The organism is Endozoicomonas euniceicola, from assembly GCF_025562755.1.
GTDB classification, from domain to species: domain Bacteria; phylum Pseudomonadota; class Gammaproteobacteria; order Pseudomonadales; family Endozoicomonadaceae; genus Endozoicomonas_A; species Endozoicomonas_A euniceicola.
Genome location: NZ_CP103300.1, coordinates 3,268,684 through 3,293,516, shown reverse-complemented (window position 1 = coordinate 3,293,516; position 24,833 = coordinate 3,268,684). Strand labels below are relative to the sequence as shown.

Annotated in this window: 27 protein-coding genes and 1 pseudogene; 7 read left to right on the top strand and 21 right to left on the bottom strand. The window is 46.3% G+C overall.

The genetic code is table 11. The features are described 5' to 3' along the window. Positions 1-60: 60 nt before the first annotated feature. Positions 61-873, bottom strand: coding sequence for an RNA-guided endonuclease InsQ/TnpB family protein (locus NX720_RS13155; protein WP_262595291.1), 813 nt, complete (start codon positions 871-873; stop codon positions 61-63). Between the two features lie 18 nt (positions 874-891). Beyond that, positions 892-1,233 (bottom strand): helix-turn-helix domain-containing protein, encoded by a 342-nt coding sequence (locus NX720_RS13150; protein ID WP_262595290.1) that lies wholly within the window; start codon positions 1,231-1,233, stop codon positions 892-894. A 65-nt stretch (positions 1,234-1,298) separates the two neighbouring features. Between NX720_RS13150 and tnpA the strand changes: the two genes are divergently transcribed. The 3 genes from tnpA (at position 1,299) to NX720_RS13135 (ending at position 4,696) form a co-directional block, all read left to right on the top strand. Then, positions 1,299-1,727 (top strand): IS200/IS605 family transposase, encoded by a 429-nt coding sequence (gene tnpA / locus NX720_RS13145; RefSeq protein WP_262595289.1) that lies wholly within the window; start codon positions 1,299-1,301, stop codon positions 1,725-1,727. A 251-nt stretch (positions 1,728-1,978) separates the two neighbouring features. Next, positions 1,979-3,562, top strand: a complete 1,584-nt coding sequence (locus tag NX720_RS13140) for a hypothetical protein (protein WP_262595288.1) — start codon at positions 1,979-1,981, stop codon at positions 3,560-3,562. A gap of 81 nt (positions 3,563-3,643) precedes the next feature. After that, complete coding sequence (locus NX720_RS13135) at positions 3,644-4,696, top strand: pyridoxal phosphate-dependent aminotransferase (protein WP_262595287.1); 1,053 nt, start codon at positions 3,644-3,646, stop codon at positions 4,694-4,696. Positions 4,697-4,763: 67 nt separating this feature from the next. Here the strand turns inward: NX720_RS13135 and NX720_RS13130 are convergent, their stop codons facing one another. Continuing rightward, positions 4,764-5,384: a DUF2799 domain-containing protein gene (locus tag NX720_RS13130; protein WP_262595286.1), complete on the bottom strand. Its 621-nt coding sequence runs from the start codon at positions 5,382-5,384 to the stop codon at positions 4,764-4,766. Positions 5,385-5,772: 388 nt separating this feature from the next. Between NX720_RS13130 and NX720_RS13125 the strand changes: the two genes are divergently transcribed. Continuing rightward, positions 5,773-6,078: a HigA family addiction module antitoxin gene (locus NX720_RS13125; RefSeq protein ID WP_262595285.1), complete on the top strand. Its 306-nt coding sequence runs from the start codon at positions 5,773-5,775 to the stop codon at positions 6,076-6,078. 80 nt (positions 6,079-6,158) lie between these two features. On the opposite strand, the gene NX720_RS13120 is transcribed toward NX720_RS13125, so the two are convergent. From NX720_RS13120 to NX720_RS13110, 3 genes are all read right to left on the bottom strand, one after another. After that, positions 6,159-6,824, bottom strand: coding sequence for a phosphohydrolase (locus NX720_RS13120; RefSeq protein ID WP_262595284.1), 666 nt, complete (start codon positions 6,822-6,824; stop codon positions 6,159-6,161). Between the two features lie 6 nt (positions 6,825-6,830). Then, entirely contained in the window at positions 6,831-7,694 is an 864-nt protein-coding gene (locus NX720_RS13115) for a phosphodiesterase (RefSeq protein WP_262595283.1), read from the bottom strand. A gap of 92 nt (positions 7,695-7,786) precedes the next feature. Continuing rightward, entirely contained in the window at positions 7,787-8,296 is a 510-nt protein-coding gene (locus NX720_RS13110; RefSeq protein WP_262595282.1) for a GNAT family N-acetyltransferase, read from the bottom strand. Between the two features lie 293 nt (positions 8,297-8,589). Here NX720_RS13110 and NX720_RS13105 point away from each other — a divergent pair, with 293 nt between their 5' ends. Then, the gene (locus NX720_RS13105) at positions 8,590-9,015 is read left to right on the top strand and encodes a hotdog fold thioesterase (protein ID WP_262595281.1); all 426 of its coding nucleotides are present in this window, start codon (positions 8,590-8,592) and stop codon (positions 9,013-9,015) included. A 52-nt stretch (positions 9,016-9,067) separates the two neighbouring features. On the opposite strand, the gene tal is transcribed toward NX720_RS13105, so the two are convergent. The 6 genes and pseudogenes from tal to NX720_RS13080 form a co-directional block, all read right to left on the bottom strand. After that, positions 9,068-10,021 (bottom strand): transaldolase, encoded by a 954-nt coding sequence (tal, locus tag NX720_RS13100; protein WP_262595280.1) that lies wholly within the window; start codon positions 10,019-10,021, stop codon positions 9,068-9,070. Between the two features lie 28 nt (positions 10,022-10,049). Continuing rightward, positions 10,050-10,973, bottom strand: a complete 924-nt coding sequence (locus NX720_RS13095) for an SMP-30/gluconolactonase/LRE family protein (RefSeq protein WP_262595279.1) — start codon at positions 10,971-10,973, stop codon at positions 10,050-10,052. A gap of 441 nt (positions 10,974-11,414) precedes the next feature. Continuing rightward, the gene (locus NX720_RS27150; protein WP_404831094.1) at positions 11,415-11,684 is read right to left on the bottom strand and encodes an Abi family protein; all 270 of its coding nucleotides are present in this window, start codon (positions 11,682-11,684) and stop codon (positions 11,415-11,417) included. 197 nt (positions 11,685-11,881) lie between these two features. After that, positions 11,882-12,355, bottom strand: a complete 474-nt coding sequence (locus NX720_RS13090) for an Abi family protein (protein ID WP_262595278.1) — start codon at positions 12,353-12,355, stop codon at positions 11,882-11,884. A gap of 406 nt (positions 12,356-12,761) precedes the next feature. Beyond that, a pseudogene (locus NX720_RS13085) lies at positions 12,762-12,875 on the bottom strand (ATP-binding protein); the annotation flags it as partial. A gap of 13 nt (positions 12,876-12,888) precedes the next feature. Next, entirely contained in the window at positions 12,889-13,080 is a 192-nt protein-coding gene (locus NX720_RS13080) for an SMP-30/gluconolactonase/LRE family protein (protein WP_262595277.1), read from the bottom strand. 167 nt (positions 13,081-13,247) lie between these two features. On the opposite strand from NX720_RS13080, the gene NX720_RS13075 reads away from it, so the two are divergent. Beyond that, a complete protein-coding gene (locus NX720_RS13075) occupies positions 13,248-14,438 on the top strand; it encodes an MvaI/BcnI family restriction endonuclease (RefSeq protein ID WP_262595276.1) in 1,191 nt (396 codons plus the stop codon). A gap of 49 nt (positions 14,439-14,487) precedes the next feature. On the opposite strand, the gene NX720_RS13070 is transcribed toward NX720_RS13075, so the two are convergent. From NX720_RS13070 to NX720_RS13055, 5 genes are all read right to left on the bottom strand, one after another. Continuing rightward, positions 14,488-16,398, bottom strand: coding sequence for a DNA cytosine methyltransferase (locus tag NX720_RS13070; protein WP_262595275.1), 1,911 nt, complete (start codon positions 16,396-16,398; stop codon positions 14,488-14,490). Then, positions 16,334-16,990 carry a hypothetical protein gene (locus NX720_RS27145; protein ID WP_404831093.1) on the bottom strand — a complete coding sequence of 219 codons (657 nt, stop codon included), beginning with the start codon at positions 16,988-16,990 and terminating at the stop codon, positions 16,334-16,336. The genes NX720_RS13070 and NX720_RS27145 overlap by 65 nt, the downstream gene beginning before the upstream one ends. Positions 16,991-17,192: 202 nt before the next feature. Further along, positions 17,193-17,708: a hypothetical protein gene (locus tag NX720_RS13065; protein WP_262595274.1), complete on the bottom strand. Its 516-nt coding sequence runs from the start codon at positions 17,706-17,708 to the stop codon at positions 17,193-17,195. A 130-nt stretch (positions 17,709-17,838) separates the two neighbouring features. Continuing rightward, the gene (locus tag NX720_RS13060; RefSeq protein WP_262595273.1) at positions 17,839-18,198 is read right to left on the bottom strand and encodes a SpoIIAA family protein; all 360 of its coding nucleotides are present in this window, start codon (positions 18,196-18,198) and stop codon (positions 17,839-17,841) included. Positions 18,199-18,237: 39 nt separating this feature from the next. After that, complete coding sequence (locus tag NX720_RS13055; protein ID WP_262595272.1) at positions 18,238-18,621, bottom strand: hypothetical protein; 384 nt, start codon at positions 18,619-18,621, stop codon at positions 18,238-18,240. A 79-nt stretch (positions 18,622-18,700) separates the two neighbouring features. Here NX720_RS13055 and NX720_RS13050 point away from each other — a divergent pair, with 79 nt between their 5' ends. Further along, positions 18,701-20,209 carry a PhoPQ-activated pathogenicity-related family protein gene (locus tag NX720_RS13050; RefSeq protein WP_262595271.1) on the top strand — a complete coding sequence of 503 codons (1,509 nt, stop codon included), beginning with the start codon at positions 18,701-18,703 and terminating at the stop codon, positions 20,207-20,209. Positions 20,210-20,227: 18 nt separating this feature from the next. Here NX720_RS13050 and trpS read toward each other — a convergent pair whose 3' ends face one another. From trpS to phnW, 4 genes are all read right to left on the bottom strand, one after another. After that, entirely contained in the window at positions 20,228-21,238 is a 1,011-nt protein-coding gene (gene trpS / locus NX720_RS13045) for a tryptophan--tRNA ligase (protein ID WP_262595270.1), read from the bottom strand. Positions 21,239-21,429: 191 nt separating this feature from the next. Then, complete coding sequence (gene phnX, locus NX720_RS13040) at positions 21,430-22,242, bottom strand: phosphonoacetaldehyde hydrolase (RefSeq protein ID WP_262595269.1); 813 nt, start codon at positions 22,240-22,242, stop codon at positions 21,430-21,432. A gap of 4 nt (positions 22,243-22,246) precedes the next feature. After that, entirely contained in the window at positions 22,247-23,611 is a 1,365-nt protein-coding gene (locus tag NX720_RS13035) for an aspartate aminotransferase family protein (protein WP_262595268.1), read from the bottom strand. Beyond that, positions 23,611-24,735 carry a 2-aminoethylphosphonate--pyruvate transaminase gene (gene phnW / locus NX720_RS13030; RefSeq protein WP_262595267.1) on the bottom strand — a complete coding sequence of 375 codons (1,125 nt, stop codon included), beginning with the start codon at positions 24,733-24,735 and terminating at the stop codon, positions 23,611-23,613. The genes NX720_RS13035 and phnW overlap by 1 nt, the downstream gene beginning before the upstream one ends. Positions 24,736-24,833 lie beyond the last annotated feature (98 nt).

Sequence of the window (24,833 nt, the reverse complement as noted above, 5' to 3'; positions counted from 1 at the left end):
CCTATCGATAGCCCGACCTGGTGACTGCTCCCCACCCTATCGGGTGAGGCTTCTGATTTCTTAGGCAGCAACCGACAGTCTGCCGGATTTACGCAAGCCTCCATCAGCAGAAACGGACAGTCCTTCCGCCTTTAATTTCAATATGCCTTGCTTCTTGATATTGCGAGCTGCATTAATATCCCGGTCATGGATAGCACCACAGCTACACTCCCATGATCGGATTCTCAATGGCATTTTTTCCTGTTTCAAATCGCAGACTGAGCAAGTTTTAGAGGATGCAAACCACTGGTCTATCTTCACCAGATGTTTACCTTCCTGCTTTGCCTTGTATTCGAGTTTGGTTATCAGTGAGTGCCAGCCAGCATCAGCAATAGAACGAGCAAGACGCTTGTTCTTGAGCATGTTTTTAACTTTCAGTGTCTCCACAATCACCGCTTGGTTTTCGTCGATGAGTTGTTTTGATAGCTTACGCTGAAAATCATTACGGGCAAAGGCTACACGCTCATGCGCCTTTGCCACCAATAAACGGGCTTTGTGCCTACCTTTTGAGCCTTTCTTGCAGCGAGATAGAGCCTGTTGTTTTCTTTTCAGGTTACGTTGTGCTTTTTTCAGAAAGCGAGGATTGCCAGTCTTATGGCCGGTACTGGTGATAGCCAGATCAGTAATCCCCATATCAACACCGACAACCTGATTAGCTTCAAGATTATCAATCTGTTTTGGTTGTTCCTGGGTATCATCAGCCAATATGGAGGCAAAATACTTGCCGGTTAGCGTTCTGCTCAGGGTGACAGACTTCACCTTACCCACTATTTCACGATGCACTTTAGCCCTTATGGGCTTGCACTTGGGGATTTTTATCCCGTTATCGCCCACAGAGACAGACGTACAATGTTAGCTACTTTGCTTGCCATGCTTTTTCTTGAAGCGAGGAAATCTTGCCTGCAATTTGGGATTGAAAAAGTTTTGAAAGGCCGTATCCAGATTGATAGTGGCCTGTTGCAGTGCAATAGAGTCAGCGTTTTTCAGCCATGAGTACTTTCGGCTTTTCTTGGCTTTTGCCAGCAAGGGCTTCAGGTGTTTTTTGGGAGAAAGGCTCTGCCCACGAACCTTGTAATAATGAACCTTAATAGCCAGGGCCTTGTTCCATACGAACCGCACAGCATCAAACTGACGGTCGAGAAATTCCGCCTGCTCTGATGTTGGATAGATTCGTACTTTGGTGGCTCTCAGCATGGAACGTTATTTCAGTGCTCATTAATATAAACTTTATATTACAGGTATTTGAAAGAGGTTTTCAAGTGAGCGCACGCAATAAAGATTTGCTTAAAGGATATCTTCGCAAACGACATAGCGTTACCAAGCTGGTTGTTCATTTGGTGTTCACGACAAGGTACAGGCGAAAGCTTTTTGATGGCTATATGATCAAGCAGTTACGGGAGTCGTTCGAGAGTGCATGTGAAAAACTGGAATGCCAGTTACTTGAAATGGATGGCGAAAAAGATCACGTACACCTGTTGGTGGCCTACCCACCAAAACTGGCTATCAGTGTCATGGTAAATAATCTCAAATCAACATCATCAAGACGGTTGCGAATGCTGAATACCCACCTTACTGCTCAGAGCAAAGCAGGCTTAATGTGGTCAAGGTCTTACTTTGCTTGCAGTGCTGGCGGTGCAACTATCGAGACTCTGAAGGACTACGTTAATAGCCAGAGTACACCAGATTGATGGCGGAAGGCTCTGCGCCTTCCCGTCTTATATCCCCGCCCGCATTGGGCGAGGGTTTACGACGATTTTGCTAATAAGCCTTTAACCCTGCTCTTTCAGAGTCCCGGAGAACTTTCCTTGAACTCTTCCATCTAAAGTCCACGACAGAGATTGAATAACGTGCATATAAAAATTCAGCGATTGAAAACCGCTCTAAAATGCACGTACACGACTAAAGTTCAGATGAATTCAAAAAAGATTAAGAGGCCTTTATGAAATACAGCGTTTTTTCACTGATGTTGGCAGCTTCAGCACTGTCTATAAATTTATACGCCTATTCCCCAGATGATCAGCAGGGCACTCTCTATAAAGGACTGCAAGACCTATATAAACTTGCTAATACACTAGGGCTTGAGCCACAGCAGTCACTAGGGAAAGTTGCTAAAAATAACCTGGTTTCCTCACTGTTGTCTCCCTGGGATGAAAAGCAGATCAATTCTGTGATCGAGGAAAACAGCGACATCAAACAAGCGGCAAAAAAGATGATCAGTAGAGTGTTTGCTAATCCACTCATTGACCAGTCTGGTTTTGCCGCCCACAAAGAAGACTTTCTAGACCTGGTCGATCGTGGTTCTTTTCTACAGACTTATGACCCCAAAGCCAGGGGAGTAACAATCAGCGATGCCGATGCCCTTTTTGTTCCCACTGACATACCGCTGACAAAAGATTTGGCAAAAACAGCCAATACCGCTACAGACCAGAAGTCCTCAAGCACACGCATCCCAGCTAACACACCGGTTTATATTTTTGGGCAGTTGTTGGACTTACGCCCTGAGATCAACCCTAATCAAGACTCATGGCTTCTTGTCTGGCGAGAAGAGTTTGGTCTGAAGTTCGTACGCTCGCGGCATATAGGACGGTTAAGCCAGTCAGATATAGAAGAGTTCGAACGTCTGGTCACAAGCAGGCCCGAAATTGTAAGAACAGGAAGAGTTGAGCGAGAATTTCACGAAGGCGACTTCAAAATGCTGATGCCTGGCACCATGCCTCTGCATAAAAACGATGGCACTTATCAGCTGGCAAAGCGAGAGGGCCGGGGTGGAGAAACCATTCCATTTAATGACAAGACCGGGACAGTCTATAGTGCAAAGCTGACCGAAGCTACACTCCTTTCCAAAGACAAAATCGTAGACCTGAATTATCACGTTAAGCAGGTACCCATTAATCCAACCATTCAGAATTACCTGCAAGAACTACACAATAGAATCTTTCACTATCCAGATTATGCCGGTTCTGAGCGTAACTATCATCGGTCTTTCGCCTGGGGGGAAGGAGATACAGGTATCGATGAACAACACGGTCAGGATATTTCCAATTTTGTTTACAAACTAATGCTGGGATTCGGACATCGCCTGCCAAGATACTCCGGGCATCAAATAAAAGAAGGGCTAGACATCAACACGATAACGGTGGATTACTCAAAAGATAAAGAGTCACACTATCGAACACTGGTTGAAGACTGCACCCTGGGACGAATGGCAAGTTTTACCCCCAGTGCGCACATAGTCTGTATTGGCAGCGTGTCCATGGCACAGCTTAGACTTCTTGATTCTGATGCAGCAACGGATGCATTGAATAATGGCATGAAGGAAGAGGATCTTGTACCACTGGTAGCAACCAGTCCTGTTGGCTTTAAAGATGTGGAAACCGGGAACTGGACAATCGTCCCCAAAGCTGCAATTTTTCCAATTTTCAAAACAGGCCCTTATAGCAGCTGGATAAGCCGAACAGAGAATTTTAAAGTATTCAGTTTTTTTAAAGACTCTCCAAAGTTAACAACAAAAACTGAACTCTGATAGATCACCTGTTAAGCTCCACACAGACTGTGTGGAGCCTTTTTTCGATACTTATAAATGAAATGAACAGGTGCAATGCTAATGAGTATTTTCAAATCCCACATTTCACAAATGGGAGCTTACAAACCACCACTGGAAGATCGGGATAACCACCAGCACCTGTTGCTGGATTTCAACGAACGGACTCTGCCAGTATCTCCAGCCATCAAAAAAGCCCTGATCGATTTTATTAACGATGACCAGCTGCAGGTTTATCCTGCTTATGGGGACATTACCCAGAAAATAGCCGACTATTGCGGAGTAAAGCCTGATCAGGTCATGACCACCAACGGTTCCGACCAGGGTATCGACCTGATTATCCGGTCAGCCTCCAGAGAGGGCGGCGAAGCTATTATCCCCGGACCAACATTCGCCATGTATCACCAGTGCGCGAACATTGAAAATCTGAATATTATCGAACCGGCCTATTCCAGAGAAAACGGCTTTCCTAAACAGGCCGTCATAAATGCGATTACCGATAAAACCCGGCTGATTGTATTGGCTAACCCAAACAACCCTTGCGGAACTCCAATCGCAAGAGATGACATTCTGGAGATTGCCAAAGCTGCGCCTGGGGCTGCGATTCTGGTGGATGAATGCTATTTCGAATATACCCGGCAAACGGTTTGTGACGTTGTTCAGCAATACCCTAACCTGCTGGTCACCCGCACTTTCTCTAAAACCTGGGGGCTTCCATCTGTACGACTGGGGTACATTATTTCCAGCAAAGACAATATCAACGCGCTACTGAATGTCCGTGGACCTTATGACGTGAACCAGCTGGCAGTGGTTGCTATTAATGCTGCGCTGACCAATCCAGAATATACACAGGAGTATGTGAAAGAGGTTCTTGGCGTCTCGAAGCCAATGCTTGAAGAATTTCTGGATACGCGGAATATTGAGTACTGGCCGTCTGTGGCCAATTATGTCTGGGTTTTTTTTGACTCGCCTTCGCTGGTCGAACAAACGCTGAAAAAAGCCAACATACTGGTTCGCCCGAAAATGGACCATCACTCCAGGCTTGGGTTACGAATTAGCCTTGGGAATAAACAGCAAACCGTACACCTGATAGATACCCTCACCTCTATTATCTAGCTCTTTTCCAATAAACTGCCTCTATCTGGAATATACCAGAGGGAGGCAGTAAGACACTTTCAGCCAATCAGACTGCCGGAGCCTGAAGTCGGGACAGTTCTTCTTCTTTTACCGCCCGCTTACGCTCGTCAGCTGTCTTTGCGGTTCTCAAATGACCAATCTCTTCTTTATGTCGCTTAATATCGCCTACCAGTCTCAAGCGTTCCTCTGCCGAACTGTCGTCACTGATAATTCTGGCTTCCTTGTCGAGAATTTTCTTTTCCAGCTTCTCTATTTTTTTCTTTGCGTCAGCAATTTTGTAACCGTAATCCCGAATAGATTTCTCGACAGCGTAAAACTCTTGCCCCTGGTTGTAATACTTCAGAAACTCATTGTGCAAATCTGCCGGACACTGGTGGTTATAGGTTCTGCCACTCTTTCCGTAATCATAAGCATTAGTCGGCGTACAAAACTGCCTCAAGCCTGCTTCAAAACCCTGCTGGTATAGCGCCTGGCTTGGAACAATAGAGTATTCAGCGCAGGCACTGCGATGATCACCAATCCGGGACATAGAGTAGCCATTCAGGCCATCTTCAAAACCAATTAACTGCCAGTCAGCGTTAAGGCACTCAGACTCACTCATAGTGGCGCACCCCCCGAGAAAGCCCATGGAAGCCACCAGAGAAATCGCTGTTATTTTTTTCAACACGGTTAGAAGTCTCAAAACGAAAAATAGACGCTAAGTCTATTCATCTTGCAAGGGTTTGGTTAGCAGCTACTTGACGAAACTTTCTAGAGGAATACCCGGGAAAGCTTACGGAAAATAACATGCCTTACTTGTATGGTTCATATGTACTTTATAGGTAGATTGACACCGAACCGGTTACAACCCAAACTGCAACCATATCAGTTACAAGTTGTGTATTACGGCGATCAAGCGGTTTCTGCATAAGGGGTTGGAAGACTATTTTTATGATGGCTCTACCAAGGGAATAAATCCGAAACATGCTCAACGGCTGGCTACCCGCCTTGACCGCCTTGATTCAGCAACGCAACCAATGTGGACTACGAGCAATATCATTAAGGAAGGATAAGCCATGAGCCGAACCAGAAACAGAAAGCCAACTCACCCCGGTGTGGTGTTTCGCCTGGATGTGCTGGAACCTGCCGGAATCAGCGTAACCAAAGCAGCTGAAGTACTGGGTGTTTCCCGCAAGCACCTGTCGGAGTTCGTCAACCAGAAAAAACCCTGTACCCGTGACCTGGCTATGCGGATCGCCATTGCCACAAAAACCAGCGTGGGCAGCTGGCTGAATATGCAGACTGCCCTTGATGTGTGGGAGGCAGAACACGACGATAGTGGACAATATATTACTGTGGGGCAGCTGGCTTTGAGTCAATAGCCAGATCAGCGCCCCAGCCAGACTAAATTCAAACGCATTCACTGAGCACACGCAAAAACAACGGTCTATACATTGCTCAATTAATACTCTCCCCGCAACTCACGACACAGCTGATCTCGAAAATCCCGTATAAACTGACTGCTGCGCTCAGCCATCCGCTTTCCAGCTTCAGTTTGCATACTGTCTGCAATCTTCAGCAGTTTCAGTTCAAAATGATCAAGGGAATAGTTACGGTCATCCAGCTCACGATGGGTTGCCAAAGGGTCTTCAGGATCAAACAGTTTCTGTTTCAGCTTGCCGCCGGTATAGAAACAGCGGGCCAGACCAATAGCCCCCAGTGCTTCCATCCGGTCTGCATCCTGAACCACCTTTGCCTCAATAGTTTCTGGCTCAATACCTGCCGAATAGCTGTGTGTTTTCACCGCATGACACACCTCATCAATCAAATCCCGGGGAAATGCCAGCTCTTTCAGACAGCGTTCAGTCTCTTCTGCTGCCAGCGTTGAAGCCATTGAACGCTGAGGGTGATTCTTGGGAAGAACAATAATGTCATGAAAATAGCAGGCGGTCAGAATAACCAGTTGATTGGCACTGATATCACCGTCTTTGAGAAGTCGCCGGGTCGTTCGCCAGACCCTCTGGAAGTGCGATATATCATGAGAAGCATCATCCGACTCCCGCCCCCGCAAAAACTCGACAAACGTATCTTCCCATTGCTGTAACAAGGTTGGGTCGTTGTAGGACATAGCTCCTCACTCATTGTTTGATTGATCATGCAACTGGTAGCGATAACAGGACCGACTATCAATGGCGGGCTCACTATGCAGAAACAGTCGTGAATGCACAACAACCTGTTCCGGTTTTAGTTCAACCAGATGGTAGGCCGGTGGCTCAGGCGAAACGTAAGCAGGCTTTTTATTATCAAATTCAAAAGCAGTCTGATGAACAGGCGACAAAGGGCAGGAGTAGCTGATGCCATGCCAGCTACCTGTCACGGTCCGGTGTAAATGCCCGAAGAAAATATGTCGAATCTGCGTCCGATAAGGGTTCACGATTTTCAGGAACTCATCCGAATTTACAAGATTATCGTCGTCCATTACCGACAACCCGACAGTAAACGGCGGGTGATGCATAAATAGATAAACAGGCTGCCCCTCCGAGTCCGCCAGTTTTCTCTCCAGCCATTGCAACCGTTGCTGGCAGAGAACGCCGCTGCGTTTTCCTGCATCCAGCGTATCGAGGAAAATCATCCGGCCTGCTGCACTGTCCAGGACATATTGAACAAACCCGCTGTTATCATCAGTAGGGTGTTCAGGAAAAACCGTTGAAAATGCTTCTCTATGGTCATGGTTCCCCATCAACATATAAACAGGAAAAGGCAACCGACTCAGTTCCTCTCTTAGCACCTTGTAGGCGACCTCTTCCCCCCAGTGGGTCAGGTCACCGGTGATAACAGCAAAATCCAATGGCAGGCTGGCGCAGTCAGACAAAATGGCATCAATACATTGTCTTATCCGTAGCTGTGGGTTGATGTCGTAATTCATCTCGCCCGCAGGAATCAGCTGAGGATCAGACAGGTGAATAAAACGGAGGCTTTCTGCTGGTGCTGTACTCATGACTCATTGTTAGTGTGGCTGCGTACAAAAACATCATGACGTATCCTGCAACACTTTGCACAATCTAAAAAAAGCAATCTCAAAAAAAGGGTTCAGGAAGAAGCCGATGCAGCGGACTCCAGACAATACCGGGCAACGGTCATATTACTCCAGCCTTCAAAGCCATCCAGATGCATACCCAGCGTCTGAATCACATCGACCGCAAACTCATTGTCGGGTGCCGTATAAGAGATAATTTCCCGGAAACCAAACCGCTCAAAGCCCAACCTGGCAACAGCCTGAACCGCTTCAAGCACCAATCCCCGTCCGCGAAACTCTGGCAGAAAACGCCAGCTAAGCTCTACGCTGTTCCCGTAATTGGAAAAGCCACAATAGCCAACCAGCCGATACGTTTCCTTATGAACAACAGCCCATCGTGACCAGCCTTTCTGATCCAGTTCCATCTGGTAACGCCATAATTCTGTTTCTGGTTTGGAGGCGGGAGAGTCATCGCTGAACCGCTGGGGCAGATCATTGTGACCGATGAGTTCACCATAAGGTTTCAGGTCACCTTCCTGCCAGGTTCGAATTAGCAGTCTGGGGGTTTCAGTTACTATTAACACAAGACGCTCCTGAAAAAGCTTGATCGACAGCTTGAGCTATTGAAACTTATAAATATTTAGCCTAACTCTGGGTGAAAGGCAGTTTTTCTTTCTTATTTACTACAAAGCAGCAATGTCCACTGATGGTTCACTGACTGAACATTTTTTGTTTACAGGGGTTTGACCTGTCGATGCACGAAAAAGTTCTATGCTGTCTGGATAATATTCAGACAGCCTCAATCAGGTGGGAATATCTCGACGGACAAAGCGCCGGATGTCACTATTGAACCCTGTTACTCACAGCGGGCAGAGCAATGGCTATCTGGAACCAGTCCCCAACCCTGGAATCATTAAACCACCAGTTGAAAGGCAACATGTGTGAGCATGTTGGTATTGAGATCACTGACATTGGTGATGACTACCTGGTCGGCACCCTGCCGGTGGATAAACGTACCGTGCAACCCATGGGCTTGCTGCATGGCGGCGCTAATGTGGTTCTGGCTGAAACCCTCGGCAGTATTGCTGCCAACCTTGCCTGCGGGAACGATCAGTATTGTGTCGGCCTGGAAATTAATGCCAATCACCTGAAATCTGCGACATCAGGCAAAGTGACCGGAACCGCCCGCCCTGTTCATATTGGTCGCAGCACTCAGGTCTGGGAAATTCGTATCGAGAATGAACAGGGCAGTCTGACCTGCATCTCCCGACTAACCATGGCGGCTAAAAGTAACAGGGGTTAATCCGAAATCCCCTCCAGCCACATAATTTCGGGGAGGGGAATACAGCCAAACTCTATAGCTGTCGCGCGATCAGTTGTTCCAGCTTCACCTGATCCTTTGTAAAGTTACGAATACCTTCCGCCAGCTTTTCCGTTGCCATAGCGTCTTCATTCATAAACCAGCGGAAAGTCATTTCATCCAGTGTCAGCCTGGGATCGTCGGACACTGGCTTTTCCGCATACAGCTTTTGTTCCAGAGGCTGCTCCGTATTTTCCAGTTCTTCCAGTAATGATGGCCCTATGGTGAGGCAGTCACAGCCGGCCAGCTCACGAATTTCTCCGGTGTTACGGAAGCTGGCTCCCATCACAATGGTTTTATAACCGTGCTGCTTGTAGTAATTGAATATTCGGGATACAGACACAACCCCCGGATCTTCCGCCCCGACATAGTCACGCCCTTCTGATTGTTTATGCCAGTCGAGAATACGTCCCACAAAAGGCGAGACCAGATAGACACCTGCCTCAGCGCAGGCCCGCGCCTGGGCAAAACTGAACAGCAGGGTCAGGTTGCAGCGTATGCCTTCCTGCTCAAGAATTTCTGCCGCTTTTATGCCTTCCCAGGTTGACGCTATTTTTATCAACAACCGGTTACTGTCAGCACCCTGTTGACGATACAGTTCACACAGACGACGGGCTTTTATTACCGTGCCCTTGGTATTAAATGAAAGACGGGCGTCTACTTCTGTCGACACTACACCCGGCACAACACCCTGTATCTCTTTTCCGATCGCAACCGCCAGCCAGTCGCAGGCGAGCTTCGTTTGTATGTTGACATCATCATAAGACTGTCGTCCATACTCAAGCGCTTCTGACAACAACGCTTTGTACGCCGGCAGTTCGGCAGCTTTCAGGATTAACGACGGATTAGTGGTGGCATCTACCGGTTTGTAGCGTTTGATTGCGTCAATATCCCCGGTGTCTGCGACCACTTTGGTCATACCTTTTAACTGATCTAGCTGGTTACGCATTCTTCACCCTTTTATCGTCTGCTCATTGTTACCTGCCCAGGCTGACTCCGGCTGAATAGCTGTACTCCGTCATACCCCTTATACCCGTCTCAATCGCAAAGATTCCACCCGATTCCGGATACTGCTCCAGCTCCTCAGTTGAGCAAGCCTGCCTGCATGAAGTGATAAACAGTGTCGTATTGGTTTCGCCTCCAAACGCTACCGCTGTAGGATACTTAACAGGCAAGTGGACCTCTTCAACCATAACGCCTCCCGGTGACAGGCGTACAATTTTTTCTCCTGCAAACATTGCTACCCAGAGACACCCATCATTATCAACCGCTGCTCCAGCGGGCAGGCCTTTACCAAAAGGAAAACGGTGAAAAACACGACGGTTTACCAGTACTCCCCCTTCAAGGTCATACTCACAGGCGTAAATAACGTGTTCCGCAGAGTCCGCATAGTATATCGTGCCCGAGTCAGGGCTGAAGGCAATACTGCTGGTAGCCATCACCGGGCCTGCTTTCTGCTCCAGTTGTAAAGTAGCATCTAATGAATAAAGCCATGACTCTGCCTGACTGCCATAAAGATTGGCACTGCCAACCCAGAAACGACCAGCCGCATCACAGCGGCCGTCGAGTAAGGCGTTTTCAGGCCAGTCGTCCGACACCCGATTCAGCCGGGATACGTTAGTTTCTGAATTCAGGCCTGATAAGAAGGCGTTGATCTGAAAAAAACCAGAAGCCGATGCCAGAATAATGCTGTCGGGGTATGGACTGTTTGAAGAGGAAAAGGCAAAGCAACCGGAGGGTTCCGGCAACAGGAGTGTCTGGGTGTGGTCATACTCAGCCTGCCAGGTATTCAGGCTCTGCCCTGCAACATCAAGCCAGAAAAGAGAACCACTTTGTTGATGCCATCGGGGACACCGACCCTGCTGCGATCTGGCATCAAGCACTTTCACAACGGCTTTCATAGTTGCAGATAGTGAACCTGATGGCTGCGTGTTGCAACTATTTCCTTTGGGTGGTGGGTTGTTGGGAATTCCACGCAGGGAAACCCAGTGTTTGAGTTATTCCAGGTGCTTCAGGGATTATTTCTGAATAGGACTTACCGGCGTGTTTACGGATATGACAAAGGTGATGGCGATTAAGAAAGCTGTCGACAGCTTTGCCGTGGATATTGGCAAGTTTGCCGCATAAAGCGACTATCCGTCAGCAGGGAAAATAAGTTCCTGCTGACGCACATTCAGCATACTGTCTGTATTTTTATTTACTTTGCCAGAGTGGGTCTTCTTTCCAGCCGGAAGGAAATCCCATGTGTGTTCGGGACACTGTTGGATGCTGCTTCAATAGCGTCTTGAGTTTCTCTGCCCATTGACTGGTGGGGCTGACCTTCCTGAGAAGAGTCACAATAATCACAAGTTGAAAATAGAGTCGTCGTCGGGGGTTGATGCTTTGTTCCGGGTAGAAATACGATCAGGCACAAAAATCCAATACTTTGGCGCTTTGCGAGGCCAAACAGGGCTGGAGCCAAACACCCTGTTCCAAACCCGTGCATGGTGTGCACAATGATTTCGAAGATCTGAAAGGGCACGAAACCATGACTTAAGAACAACAAAAGGAAATCCAAAATGACTGGAAATTTGTTTCTGGTCTTCTGAGTTGCGCAAATTGGCAAAGAGTATCGATATTTGTCAAAAGCTCAATAACTCCAAAGCCATCCAGAAAGGAGGATGCTCTGGCGAATCGGGATACTTAGGGAAGCAGCAGAACATAATATACCGCTGTTGGCTGTTGGCTGTTGGCTGTTGGCTGTTGGCTGTTGGCTGTTGGCTGTTGGCTGTATGAGCAGCTAATAGCCAAAAGCCAACAGCCCGGTAAGTTATTGAATGCTGCGCCCCTTACGTCGGTAACTGTCCAGAAAAACTTCAGCATCACGACTGTTCACCTTTTTCCCAAGCTCATCTAATAACCAGTTATGATTATACCGAGTATCAAAGAGTTTATGATCAAGATAGCCAAATGGACCATGGTTTGTTGCCAGTGTTTGAGTTAGTTGAGCTCGAAGGGCAACTTCAAGACGTTCAATCGCATCCAGCAGCAACAGGCGCAATTCCCGGTCAAAAATATAGAGATTAAGCACATCACCGAAAGCGGTACCCTGAATAAAGAGGTGTTCAGCTGTGCCCGATCCGGCAGGGATATAAAATGGTCTGGTATAGGCACTCATTCGAAAATAGCTGATATTACTCAAATAGTGCTTTGCCCGTTCAGGGCTGGTTATCTCAAGCCCTCGTTTTTGCAGAATCTCAATTTGTTGATCAAGGGATGTGGCATCTTTGTTAAAAATAGTCATTCTTATTCGTAATACCGAAGCGGGGACATTTTTACAGCCAAAAAAAACCCGCCAGAGTGTGCTTCATTGAGAGGCATGGCGGGTGTGTTGCTCATAAAACTAGCCCTTTCGATAATATCTGTCAAATAACTTTTCGCCACTGACAAGCCTGTAAAGATAGCAGAGCACCTTGCTTGCTGGACTCTCAGATAGGGATATTAACCAATAATCCTCGTATAATGCCTACCTTCACTTAATTTCTTCAAGAGTTTGAAACTCTGCTGCCAGTAACCTTTTTTCAGTGATACCGCCCTGCTTTTTTCAACTGCAAACATGAACCCTGTCTGTGCATATTCCAGCCAAAATGAACACCTTCACCGGAAAGCGTGAACACCTCCGCCTCCCTAAGCATTGCTTCTCTTAATTTTTAGCTTGCGTGTTCACGATCATCCAGTTTTGCTTTTATTTTTCTCATAGATTCTCCCTTGAGTTCTATCCGATATGCGTTGTGGGTCAGGCGTTCCAAAATTGCGTCTGCCAGAATCTGGACTGTCTTAAGAGGAAAACGAAAAGCAACCGGAGGGTTCCGGCAACAGGAGTGTCTGGGTGCGGTCATACTCAGCCTGCCAGGTATTCAGGCTCTGCCCTGCAACATCAAGCCAGAAAAGAGAACCACTTTGTTGATGCCATCGGGGACACCGACCCTGCTGCGATCTGGCATCAAGCACTTTTACAACGGCTTTCATAGTTGCAGATAGTGAACCTGATGGCTGCGTGTTGCAACTATTTCCTTTGGGTGGTGGGCGATCTCATTTGGCACTACTACAGGTACTGACTCTCTCTATTTAGTTAAATTGAACGCATATTATGGTACAATAGTACGATTAATAGTACTGTTTATTAGGCCGATATTATGCTGACATCAGCTGATATAGATTTATCACTTATTGCTAAAAAGCTTCTAGAGAAAAATCTTCAATTCAGTTTTCTAGTTCCAACTGAAACTGCACTAAAAAAATCTATTATTGATGCTCATGATTCATTTAGAGCATTTCTAAAGCAACAAGACATTCATGATTATAAAGATCAACAAAAGGGAACTAAGCATAAAAAAATTGTTTCCGCTTCTATATTAAGTAATGGAGAAATAGCCGAAAGCAAGATATCGCTCTACCGACCGGAAACCAAAGATGGTGATCCCAGACTCTGGGTATATGGCCTAAGCAAATACGCCAGCCCTAATAATGTCATTGCTGTAATTTATCACAAAAATAATTTATTTGTACTCAACTGTTCAGAATATAACAATTTTGAAAAACACCTTAACTCTGGTTTGTTTGATACAGATGACCATAAAACAATATCACCCATTGCAAATGAGCTATTAGCCAAACTTAGAAACATTTCATCCAAAGGTTTTATTAAAACAATCACACCTGGTGATACCGGCATTGGTATGACACTTGAGAGTTTACTTGAAATTCAGGCAAACTCATCAAGAGAACCAGATTACAAGGGCATTGAACTTAAAAGCAAAAGAACTCGTTCAAGAGGAAACAGGGCTAGAGAACAGCTGTTTTCCAAAGTACCTATTTGGAAATCTAGCCCTATAAGTAAGGCTGTAGAATTAATAAAGCTCAGAGGCTATATAGATAAGGATGGCTCTGAAGCATTACGACACACTATTAGTGCAGATAAACCAAACTCTCTAGGTTTATATCTTGAAGTTGATCAAGAAAATGATATTTTGAAACAAATGCACTACGACAGTGAAACAGAAAAATCTACATACGATGTCTGCTGGAAACTAAGTGAACTAAAACAAGCTCTACTTAAAAAGCATAAAGAAACATTTTGGGTTTATGCTAGAGGTAGAGGAAAAGGCGCAAATGAAGAATTTCATTATATTGAGGTAACTCATACGCAAAAGCCTGCTATTGAAAAATTTGACATTTTATTAGAAACAGGTCTTCTGACTGTTGATTACACTATGCACATTAAAGAAAATGGGCAAGTTAGAGATCACGGTTATCTTTTTAAGATAAAGCCTGAAGCATTCAGCATCCTATTTCCTGCCCCCATTCTATACAGCCTTGAATCATAAATAAAACACCTCCCTACTATCAAAGAATAACAGTAGGGAGGAATAAAGCTTACAGTGATTCTACTACTTCAGCCTGAGTGCTTGTAATCGTTTCACGTCTTTTATATCGAAGTGAACTACTATCAACAGTAGAGAGTATGGTTTTCACAACCTTACCGATAGCCGCTCCAAGCAATGGCGGTACAGCATTACCAACCTGCGTGTATTGCGGCACTTCAAAGCGACGCATTTTGCCGCCAGTAGTTACTTTAGAGCGAAGCTCAAACCAATCAGGGAACGATTGAATTCTCGCCATCTCCCTAACTGATAAAGTTCGTAGCTCTTCCTTGTCATAGTGGCATGCATCATCAGGAATAGACAGCGCAGCAGGTGCAGGGTCTGTAGAAATCAAAGCTCGCTGTGTTTGCTTCTTAGTACGCAATGAGCGTAAGAACGCAACAATGCTATCTCTGCCTTTACTCAAGTACTGCTTTTTCTCATTATCTTCACTAATCAAGTATCTATGCTTTGAAAGTTCCTCGACAACATTTTCATCCAGCACAGACTCATCATCCAACCTTAAGAAAGCTGATACCTTCTTCCTTGTTTGTGGTGAAACCTCTGACAAGGCCTGATATAAACTAAATCTTTTTCTAACATGAAAACTATTGCTTCTCATTTCATGATTAAGAGCTGATTCAGGCAAATCTTTATCTAAAAGATTATTTATCTCTTCTACATAAGTGCTTGGCTTGCTTGGATTGTTTAAACGCAAGTCATCTATAGCATCACTTACAGTATGGAAATTAGACTTATCCCTAGTCAGAAAGCTACTTAAAAAAGTCCGCTTGAAAGATTCTGGATGCTTCTCAACATCATGATAATAATAACCTGAATCCTCTAGTACTAAGTGCTCATTACCTTTTGCGCTTCTATAGAAATTTTCAGACAATTTCAAAATTTCAAAAGACTTTAGATTTTGCTCTTTCTCTACGATAGCCTTGTAGATAGAAAATACATCTTTACGGAAAGCCAGCATTATAAAGCGAGGCCGATTCTGAGCAGCACCTACATATTTTGCATTTACGTGCAGGCAGATAGGAACATAGCCTTTTTCTACAAATGCCTTTGCTACTTCAAACCACGCATAGTACTTTTTACCTTTAACATCAAAGGCTCTAAGAATACCTGTCACATTTTCTAGGACAACGGCTCTTGGCTTAACAAGACCAACAAAATTGGCAAAAGCCATTGGCAGCTGGTTTCGCTCGTTATCATGCTGACGCAGGCCTGCCATGCTAAAACTTTGGCAAGGAGGTCCACCAGATACAAGATCAACACCTTGATTTACACTTCCAAACCCAGACTTTATTTTGTTCAGTAGTTCTGTATTTTGATTTAAATATTTATTTAAAGAAATAATATCCGCAATAACTAATCCACCTTTTAGGTTTGCATCGTCATCATCAAGGTCATTGAAGCCCTGTCCTAAAGCTGGAGCCTCTCGTGGATTTTCTCGTAGTCTTTGTAAAAGTTCATTGCGACTAAATTGGCTATTAAGCCAGAAAGTACGTTCAGCCTTCTTGCCTTGCTCTCCAAGGGCTTTTAGGTTCTCGCCTTGATCACCCAGCAAGTTGAATGCGAACGTCTCACCTGCCATTGGAGATAGTTCGTTTGCAAATACTAGATTATAACCTTCTGACTCAAGCCCTAGGGAAAGTCCTCCACAGCCTGCGAAAAGTTCAATATGATTGAGCGTCACTTTGTTATCCGAGCTTAAATATTTTGATTGCTTAAGATTTACCATGCTTTGCTGTGCAAGTCCAGGCTTTAGTTCTACATTGGGGGATTTTACCAAGTCGGAAAAAGAGGAATGAAGAGGTACAAATGTCAGAATGCCAGCAATAAACCCTTGTCTAAAAAGGGTAATTCCGTTGCATAGTCGAGTAGTATAAGCAGTGTTTGTTGAGTGGGCAGACATGGCACTTAGGTTCTTTTTTGATGCACACAAGTTTGGCCAGATCAAGTACTGCCCAACTGATTATTATTGAATCATCCGTATCTACAAGCTTGTTCGCTATATATTGCAGCTTGGGATCATGCCTTATATCTACAAGTCTTCTGGGACCAGTGAGTCTTTCTATAACTCGTGCAAAATTCACATCCAGAAGAGGGAGTCGCTGATCAAACAGCAATGTGCAGATTGCATTAGAAATATACTGCCCAATTCCTGATAGCTCACGTAGTGTATCCGCCGAATCAGGGATACATGCATCCATTTCTATAACTTCCCAAGCAAGATCAATTAGATAGGAAACCCTACGATCTACTAGGCCAAGTGGTTTCAATAACTTTTTAAGTTTTGTCCTATCCTCCGCTACCAGAGCTTCCCAACTAGGTATAGCTTCAAAGAATGTAGCCCAATATTTACTTACTGTCTCCGCCCTAGTGCGCTGTAGTAGGCACTCTGTAACAATAATTTGATAATCACTCAGTGCTGGGCTGCGCCAAGGATAATCTATACCATTCTCAGAAAACCAAACTCTCAGCAATGATTGAAGCTTTCGTACCATCTCACTGTCGGAAAAGTATGCACTTCCCATGAGTACTCGCTAACCCTTTAAATGGGCCAATTTAGGAGGGTATATCAAAGATAATTATTTATTACTCAACTGCCTCCCATCGTCTAACGAATTTTTTCAGCCATGCAGTTTTCTGCTATTCAACTTTTGCTTATCTGCTTTCCTTCCCATGCCACCATACCACGCCCCTCCATCAGAGGGCTCCCCTACTACGCTCAAACGTCAAATGCCGCAACAGAACATCAATCTGAAACTCTTCCGCTTTTATCAATGACTGATAGTGAAGCACAACCGAATTAATCTGCTCTGACAGACTCCCTTTAGCGGTGAGCTCTGTGGTATCAGAAATACGCTTAACCTGCGTCACCAGCTCTTTATTTTTGAGGCTGTTTTTCAATGGCCTTTTTCCAGACTTATCCGCTTCAGCCTTAAAGCTTTTTTCCAGAACTTTTATCTCACTGTTCATACGTTTGCGGTACTGGCTGATGCGCTTTTGCCTAAGGTCAATCCGGCTTTGTAAAACCCTGACGCGCTCACTGGCTTCCAGCGTCTTCAGTTTTTTCATATCAACTGGTTGCAGTGGGGCAGCCATGCCTTTCAATTCCACCGGTCTGGCATCCGGACCACACTTTTCTTCAGAAAACTGTACGGCGCCATTTACCTGGCACTTGTAGATAGTTTTTGCATGTCCGCCTGCAGTGTACGTCATGATAACGACACCCAGAAGTACTGTAGAGATTAATCCTGGTAAATACATGTCCCCGTCCTGGTCAGAGTTCCTTAACTACTTCCCATTACTATAGTCATGGGATGAACTCAGCACAGAACGGGGTGATCGGTCAGTTCATCAGCCAGTGTAGCGCCTGTTCTTTTTGTTGCAGGCCAAATGGCTCAGCCTTGATGCCAGGGAACAGCATATCAGCCCACTCCGTCACCCGGCTCAGCCACTGCCGGTCAGTGACAACCGCTTTCTTATTAATGGCTTTCAAGTGTGGCAACCCAAACTTCAAATCTTCCCATAAAGCAGAAACCGTTATGCCTTCCCAGGACTCTACTTCGATATAAACAGACAGCTTACTGTGTTGGTCGAACTTCAGTTTCATAGAGTCAATCAGAGGAAGAATATCGTCCTTTTCTATTTTGCCAGATACTCTTATGCCCACTATGAAATCCGCAGGCATTTCCAGAATTTCAATCATCCTACTCTCCTTTCCCTCCAGCCTTCTGCAACCGTTAGCTTATTCAAAGAACGTTTCCCTGATTTCTTTTACGTATTGCAACTTTGAAAGGCTACGAAGTATCTCAAGATAGTCATCGGTTGCTGTATTGCCAACACAAAGATATTCCTTTTCCAAGCAACCAATACGCCCCGGTGACTGTCTGTAAACCACTACAGTGGGGTCAATAGCCATCACCTCAGTAACATAATCAATGTTATCAGGAATACAAAATTCATAACTGAGTGCCAGCAAACCATCAGGTTGACCATACAGACCCTGAGCATCCAGCTTATTCAGGTCAAACTGGATTTTTCCCATTGGTTCGGAAATCCCTCTGAACACTGAACAACCTGAAATCGTTAAGCTCAGCAACAGCATTACCATGCCGGATACTCTTTTCATTCTCATTACTCATGCTGTGAGGCTAGTGTAACTAGACTATTGTTGTATCTGTCACAAAACAACAACCCGTGCAGCTATCATGACAATACAACTTGCCCTGTTACCGTTATTATCCCGTTCATGGCTGCTGACCCTTTTTTTCTGTTCTGTAGCAGTAATGGCAGACAGCCACCTTAAAGCCCCGCAGAACGACTGTTCCGCCACCCACCTTAAACAGCATCCCCGGCACATACTTCCCTGCTACCTGCAAAAGCCGGATAACCATTATCACTGGCAGGCGGCAAAATCCTCCGAGCAAACGGTTATCGTTGCAAACAAAAAAAAGACGGTCACCACTCACAGCATCGAAATGACATCGCAACGCTGGCCCGTTGACCACAAACATTCCGTCAACCACCCAGTATGGCTGCATAGAGTCACAGTTTACCAGCCTGAAAAAGTTGTCCACGACAGCGCTTTACTATTCATCAATGGTGGCAGGCTTTATTCTGAAAACGATAAGCCATTAACCGCAAAACAGTCCCCCAATAACGATCTGGGTTTTGCCTATATCGCTACACTTACTCAGTCGGTCGTTATCGATTTGAAAGATGTTCCCAACCAGTACCTGCAATTTTCAGATCAAAAACCTTTAAAAGAAGATGCCCTGGTAGCTTATACATGGGAAGAATTCCTGAAAGCTCCTGATAAAAATGCCTTTATGCCACTCCAGCTGCCCATGGTAAAAGCGACTCAACGTGCAATGGATACTGCGCAGGCGTTCATGGGAAAACATAAGCTGAAGATCAACCAGTTCGTCTTATCCGGACTGTCCAAACGAGGCTGGGCGGCCTGGCTGACAGCGGCCATGGACAACAGGGTTATTGCGGTGGCTCCCATGGTGATTGACATCCTTAACCTGCAAACAGTCATGGATCATCATTACCAAAGCTATGGTCGCTGGGCACCTGCGGTTAAGGATTACAACACTATTTTAAGCCGGTTACATTCAAAGCCATTAACTCAGCTGATGCATGTCGTAGACCCCATCTACTATGTACAGCAGCTTAAACTACCCAAATATATTGTTTCAGCGGCTAACGATGAATTTATCCTGCCGGATGCAAGCCGTTACTATTTCGGTGATCTAAAAGGCCACACCTGGTTAAGGGCGCTTCCTAATGCCCGCCATGCTATTGCCAGCATGGACAATCAACTGATTACCGACACACTGGCTTCTTTTTATGGCTCAGTCATAGAGCAACGTCCAATGCCATCGGTTCACTGGGACTTAAAAGGCAATGACCTGAAAGTGACCAGCACAGTTCCACCAAAAAGTGCAAAGCTCTGGAGCGCTGTTAACCCGAAAGCCAGAGATTTCCGTTTAACGCCAGATAACCCAACGGTAAAGCCCTTTAGTGCTAAAGACCTTACAGTAAAGTGCAATAATGCCTGTCGTATAAAAGTTTCAATTGCTAATCAACAGAAAGGCTGGAAAGCGTCATTTGTAGAGCTGGAATTTGCCAACCCTCCCTTTAAAAACTTTACCGTTACAACGCAATTGTTTATCACGCCTGACAGCTTTCCAGCCAGGCTTCAGCAGGATTGAAGCCTGGCTGGCATTGCACTAAACAAACCCTTTAATACCAACAGCCTGACGAATATGCCGCAGGAAAGGTGCTGCTTCGGCACGGGCTTTTTCAGCCCCTTTACGCAACTCGGCCTCAATAAAAGCAGGATCCTGAAGCAGCTCGTTATAACGTTCACGAGGCTCTTTCAGCTTTTCATTCAGGTATTCAAACAACTCATTTTTCAGATCACCCCAGCCAGCGCCGGCTTCGTACTGGGCTTTCTTCGCCAGAGCTTCTTCTTCCGTCGCAAAGGCAGAGAAAATCTGGAACAGAGTACAGGTGGATGGATCTTTTGGCTCACCCGGCTCCAGAGAGTTAGTCTTGATCTTACGGATCAGTTTCAACAACTTTTTCTCCGGGACAAACATGGGAATGGTGTTGTCATAGCTCTTGCTCATCTTGCGACCATCAAGACCATTCAGCACCGAGGTGTTTTCATCAACAATGGCTTCAGGCAGAACAAATTTTGTCTTGTAATGATGATTCATGCGCTTGGCAATATCTCTGGCCATTTCCAGATGCTGCACCTGATCCTGACCAACCGGAACTTTTTTAGCGCCAAACATCAGGATATCCGCAGCCATCAGAACCGGATAGCTGAACAAACCCATGGTAATACCAAAATCCGGATCATTCTGTTCGTTCTCAACATTGTCCTGAACCGCGGCTTTATAAGCATGGGCACGATTCATCAGCCCCTTGGCGGTCATGCAGCCAATGATCCAGTTCAGCTCCATGATTTCAGGCACATCGGACTGACGGTAGAAGGTCACACGATCCGTATCCAGCCCCAAAGCCAGCCAGGTCGCAGCGATTTCCAGACTGGACTGATGAATACGTTTCGGATCACGACCTTTAATCAGGGAGTGGTAATCTGCCAGAAAGTAGTAGGACTGAATATCGTCACGCCAACTTTCCTCAATAGCCGGTTTAATGGCTCCTAAGTAGTTACCCAGGTGCGGCGTGCCTGTTGTCGTAATACCAGTTAATACTTTGGTCTTTGTCATGGGTTACTCATTAGAGGAAAGTCTGAGACGTGTGCAATGGAAGGGTAATAGTTGTCCCCCTCCAGACGAACAACGCATTATAGGTAAAACAATTTGCAGGGTGAAGGGGGAGTCTCTTCCAATATGAAAGGAGCAAAAACGAAGCGCCATCCCCGCGCAGATGCGGGAACGACGAAGTTAAATAAACAGCCTTATGGCTTTTCACCGTTAGCGATGCGCTGTTCGATCCGGGCAATCACAGCAGGCAGGTCGGCAATGGTGTCAATTACATAATGCGCACCGGCAGATAACAGTTTGTCTTCTGCCACTCGACGCTTTTCTTCTTTAACCGCTTCCGAAGCCACCCGATATTCGTCCAGAGTCATGCCCGCTTCATTACCAGACAATGTCAGACCAACAGTCCACATCCCGGCACTCAGGCCTTCGGTAATGCCCGGTGCAGAATCGTCTACCTTGACACAACGGCTAACGTTATTGATACCCAGCTCAATTACATTGTGCAGAGCCATCCACGGACCAGGGCGACCGCCTGCTGCCAGATCATCCGTAGCCACCACTGCATCAGGCTTGTAGCCTTTTGCTTCTGCCGCAGGCGCAAGAATGTCCATGACCTCCCTTGGGTAACCAGAGCAGGAACCAATTTTTACATTATTGGCTCGCAGCTGAGCCACTGTTTCCAGCGCCCCCGGAATCGGATCAGAAAAAGCCGTTACTTTAGCTTTCTGCAATGGCATAAAGGCACTGTAGATATCGTCCACGTCCTGGTCTGCTATTGACCGGCCAAACTGCTTCAACCAACGCTCTGCCACTTCTGGCAACTGCCCCAGAGTTTTGATGTGATCCCACTTGCCCAATCCCATGGGAACACGGGCTTCCTCAAGACTGACATCAAAGTCGTAAGCTTTTTTAAACGCTTCGACAAAAATAGACGTCGGTGCCCAGGAGCCAAAATCTACGACAGTGCCTGCCCAGTCCAGAATAACCGCTTCAACTTTATGACTCATAATCTCACTCCTTACTTTCAATAACTTCAGAAATAGCCTGTTCAACAATATCGAGCGCACGGCTTAGTTCTTTTCTGGAAATCACCAGAGGCGGACTCAATTGCAGCACGTTGCCCTGGGAAATCTTGAAACTCATACCCAATTCCAGACAACGGTATAAAACCTTTTCGGCTTCTTCCCTTGCCCGGATTTTATTTTGACGACAGGTCACCAGTTCTACGCCCCAGAGCAACCCTATACCCCGGACATCGCCAATCAATTCATACCGGTCTTTCATGGTTTCCAGGCGGTCACGAACATAACGTTCATCGTCTTTTACCTTGTCCAGAAGCCTGTCCTGTTCGATCACTTCCATTGTCGCCAGCGCTGCCGCACAGCCCACAGGGCTTTTTTCATGGGTGTAATGACCCAGGGAGATATGCCCGGCAACGTTAAATTTGTCACGGGTAATCATGGCAGCCATAGGGACAATGCCACCGCCGAGACCTTTGCCAATACAGACAATATCAGGCGTTATTCCGTAACGCTGGAAAGTGAACCACTCGCCACTGCGTCCCATACCGTTAGGGATTTCATCAATAATCAGCAGGACATTATGCTGGTCACAGATGTCACGAACCCGCTGCCAGTAAGCCTGACTGGGCACCTGCACATCAGTATTGCGAACGGTCTCGGCAATAAAGGCTCCAACACCGCCTTCTTTCTCAATCACATATTCCAGATAGTCGGCATAATGCACATCGGAACCATCCTCTCTTGGCCAGGCTCCACGATAGCTGACTGCCGGAGGAATACGCTCAACGCCTGGCGTCAAAGACCCCATACCTTCACGGAAACAGGCCTCACCACCAACGCCGATAGCATCAAGAGAGGCACCATGGAAAGAGTCCCACAGCGACACCACCTTGTGATTGCCTGTTATAACGCGCGCCAGCTTCAGCGCCATCCCCACCACCGATGTTCCGCCGGGAGCAAATAACACCCGGTTCAAATCATCCGTACAGATATCTGCCAGTTTCTTTGCACAATCCACCGCCGTCTGATTGGTAAAACGACGGGGTGAAAACGGCAGGGTGTCAAGCTGATCTTTTATTTTCTGAACCACATAAGGATGCCCATAACCCAGCTGATGCACATTGTTACCATGGAAATCCATGTAACGATGACCACGGTCATCCTCAATGTAGATACCACCGGCCTTGCTCAAAACATCCAGACAGGGACTCGACATGGACTGATGCAAAAAGTACCGGGCATCTTCTTCCAGCAGATCCAGGGTTGGCTGATGATCAATCCCACCCTGCCAGCGCCTGCGTTCCGCCGTTGTGTTGATATCACCTTCAGCACTGAGGTGCTCCCTGAGCATCATCAGGACTTATGCTCCCAGTACATGCTTTCGCTGATAGCATTGATGAGTCGTGCAATATCGCCTGGGTATACATCGCCAATATTGCCAATGCGGAAACAGTCTGCATGAGATACTTTGCCCGGATAAATCACAAAGCCTTTCTCTTTCAGCAGGCTATAAAAACGACGGAAGTCGTAATCTTTATGCTCTGGAGAATAAAAAGAAGTAATAAAAGGTGAGTGCATGTCTTTTTCCAGCAGACACTTAAAACCAAGCTCTTCCATCCCCTGCACCAGGCAGCTCTGGTTTTTACAGTAACGTTCATGGCGAGCCTCAACCCCGCCTTCAAGCAACAGTTCCTGCATCGCCTGGGCGAAAGCCCGTACCGTATGAGTCGGTGAAGTAAAGCGCCACTTGCCGGCATTCACTTCCATGCAGTCCCACTGAGCGTACAAATCCAGGGACAGGGAACGAGCTTGCCCTTTGCATTGCTTAAGCAGCTCCTCACGGGCAATCACAAAACCAAAGCCCGGCACGCCCTGAATACACTTGTTGGCAGAACTGATCAGGTAATCAATACCCAGCTCAGCCATATCCATTGGCACACCACCAAAGCTGCTCATGGCATCAATAATGGCAATGCGCTTGTGTCGTTTAACGATCTTGACCACTTCTTCAACCGGATTAAGCATGCCGGTGGTCGTTTCACAATGCACCATGGCAACATGGGTAATGGATGGGTCACTGGCCAGCAGCTCATCAATGACTTCCGCCGAAGGCAACCGGGTTTCTCCACAATCGAAAACCGTGTGACTGATATTCAAATAGTCAGCAATTTCAGCGATTCGGGCACCATAAGCGCCATTGTTCACCACCAGTAAGCGACCAGCGTCGTCAATAACCGTACCAATCGTAGCCTCTACGGATGCAGTACCACTGCCTTGCATCAGTACCGATGTATAGCCGGGCGCTTTTGTCGCCAGCTCAACCAGCTGTGTCCGAATCTTCTGAACCACGCCCAGATTGTAATCATCATCCCAGGTACACCAATCACGCAGCATGGCTTCACGAACCGTCTGGGAAGTGGACAGAGGTCCGGGGGTTAACAGCAGATAAGGGTTTTCCAGGTCGGTTGTGATCGCCACAGCCTGCTCCTCACAATTTGAGTCATTAATGGTATAGACCAGATATTTTAAATAATGAAATTGTGCGGTTTATCTGTAAACCCGGCTAAGCCAATCTT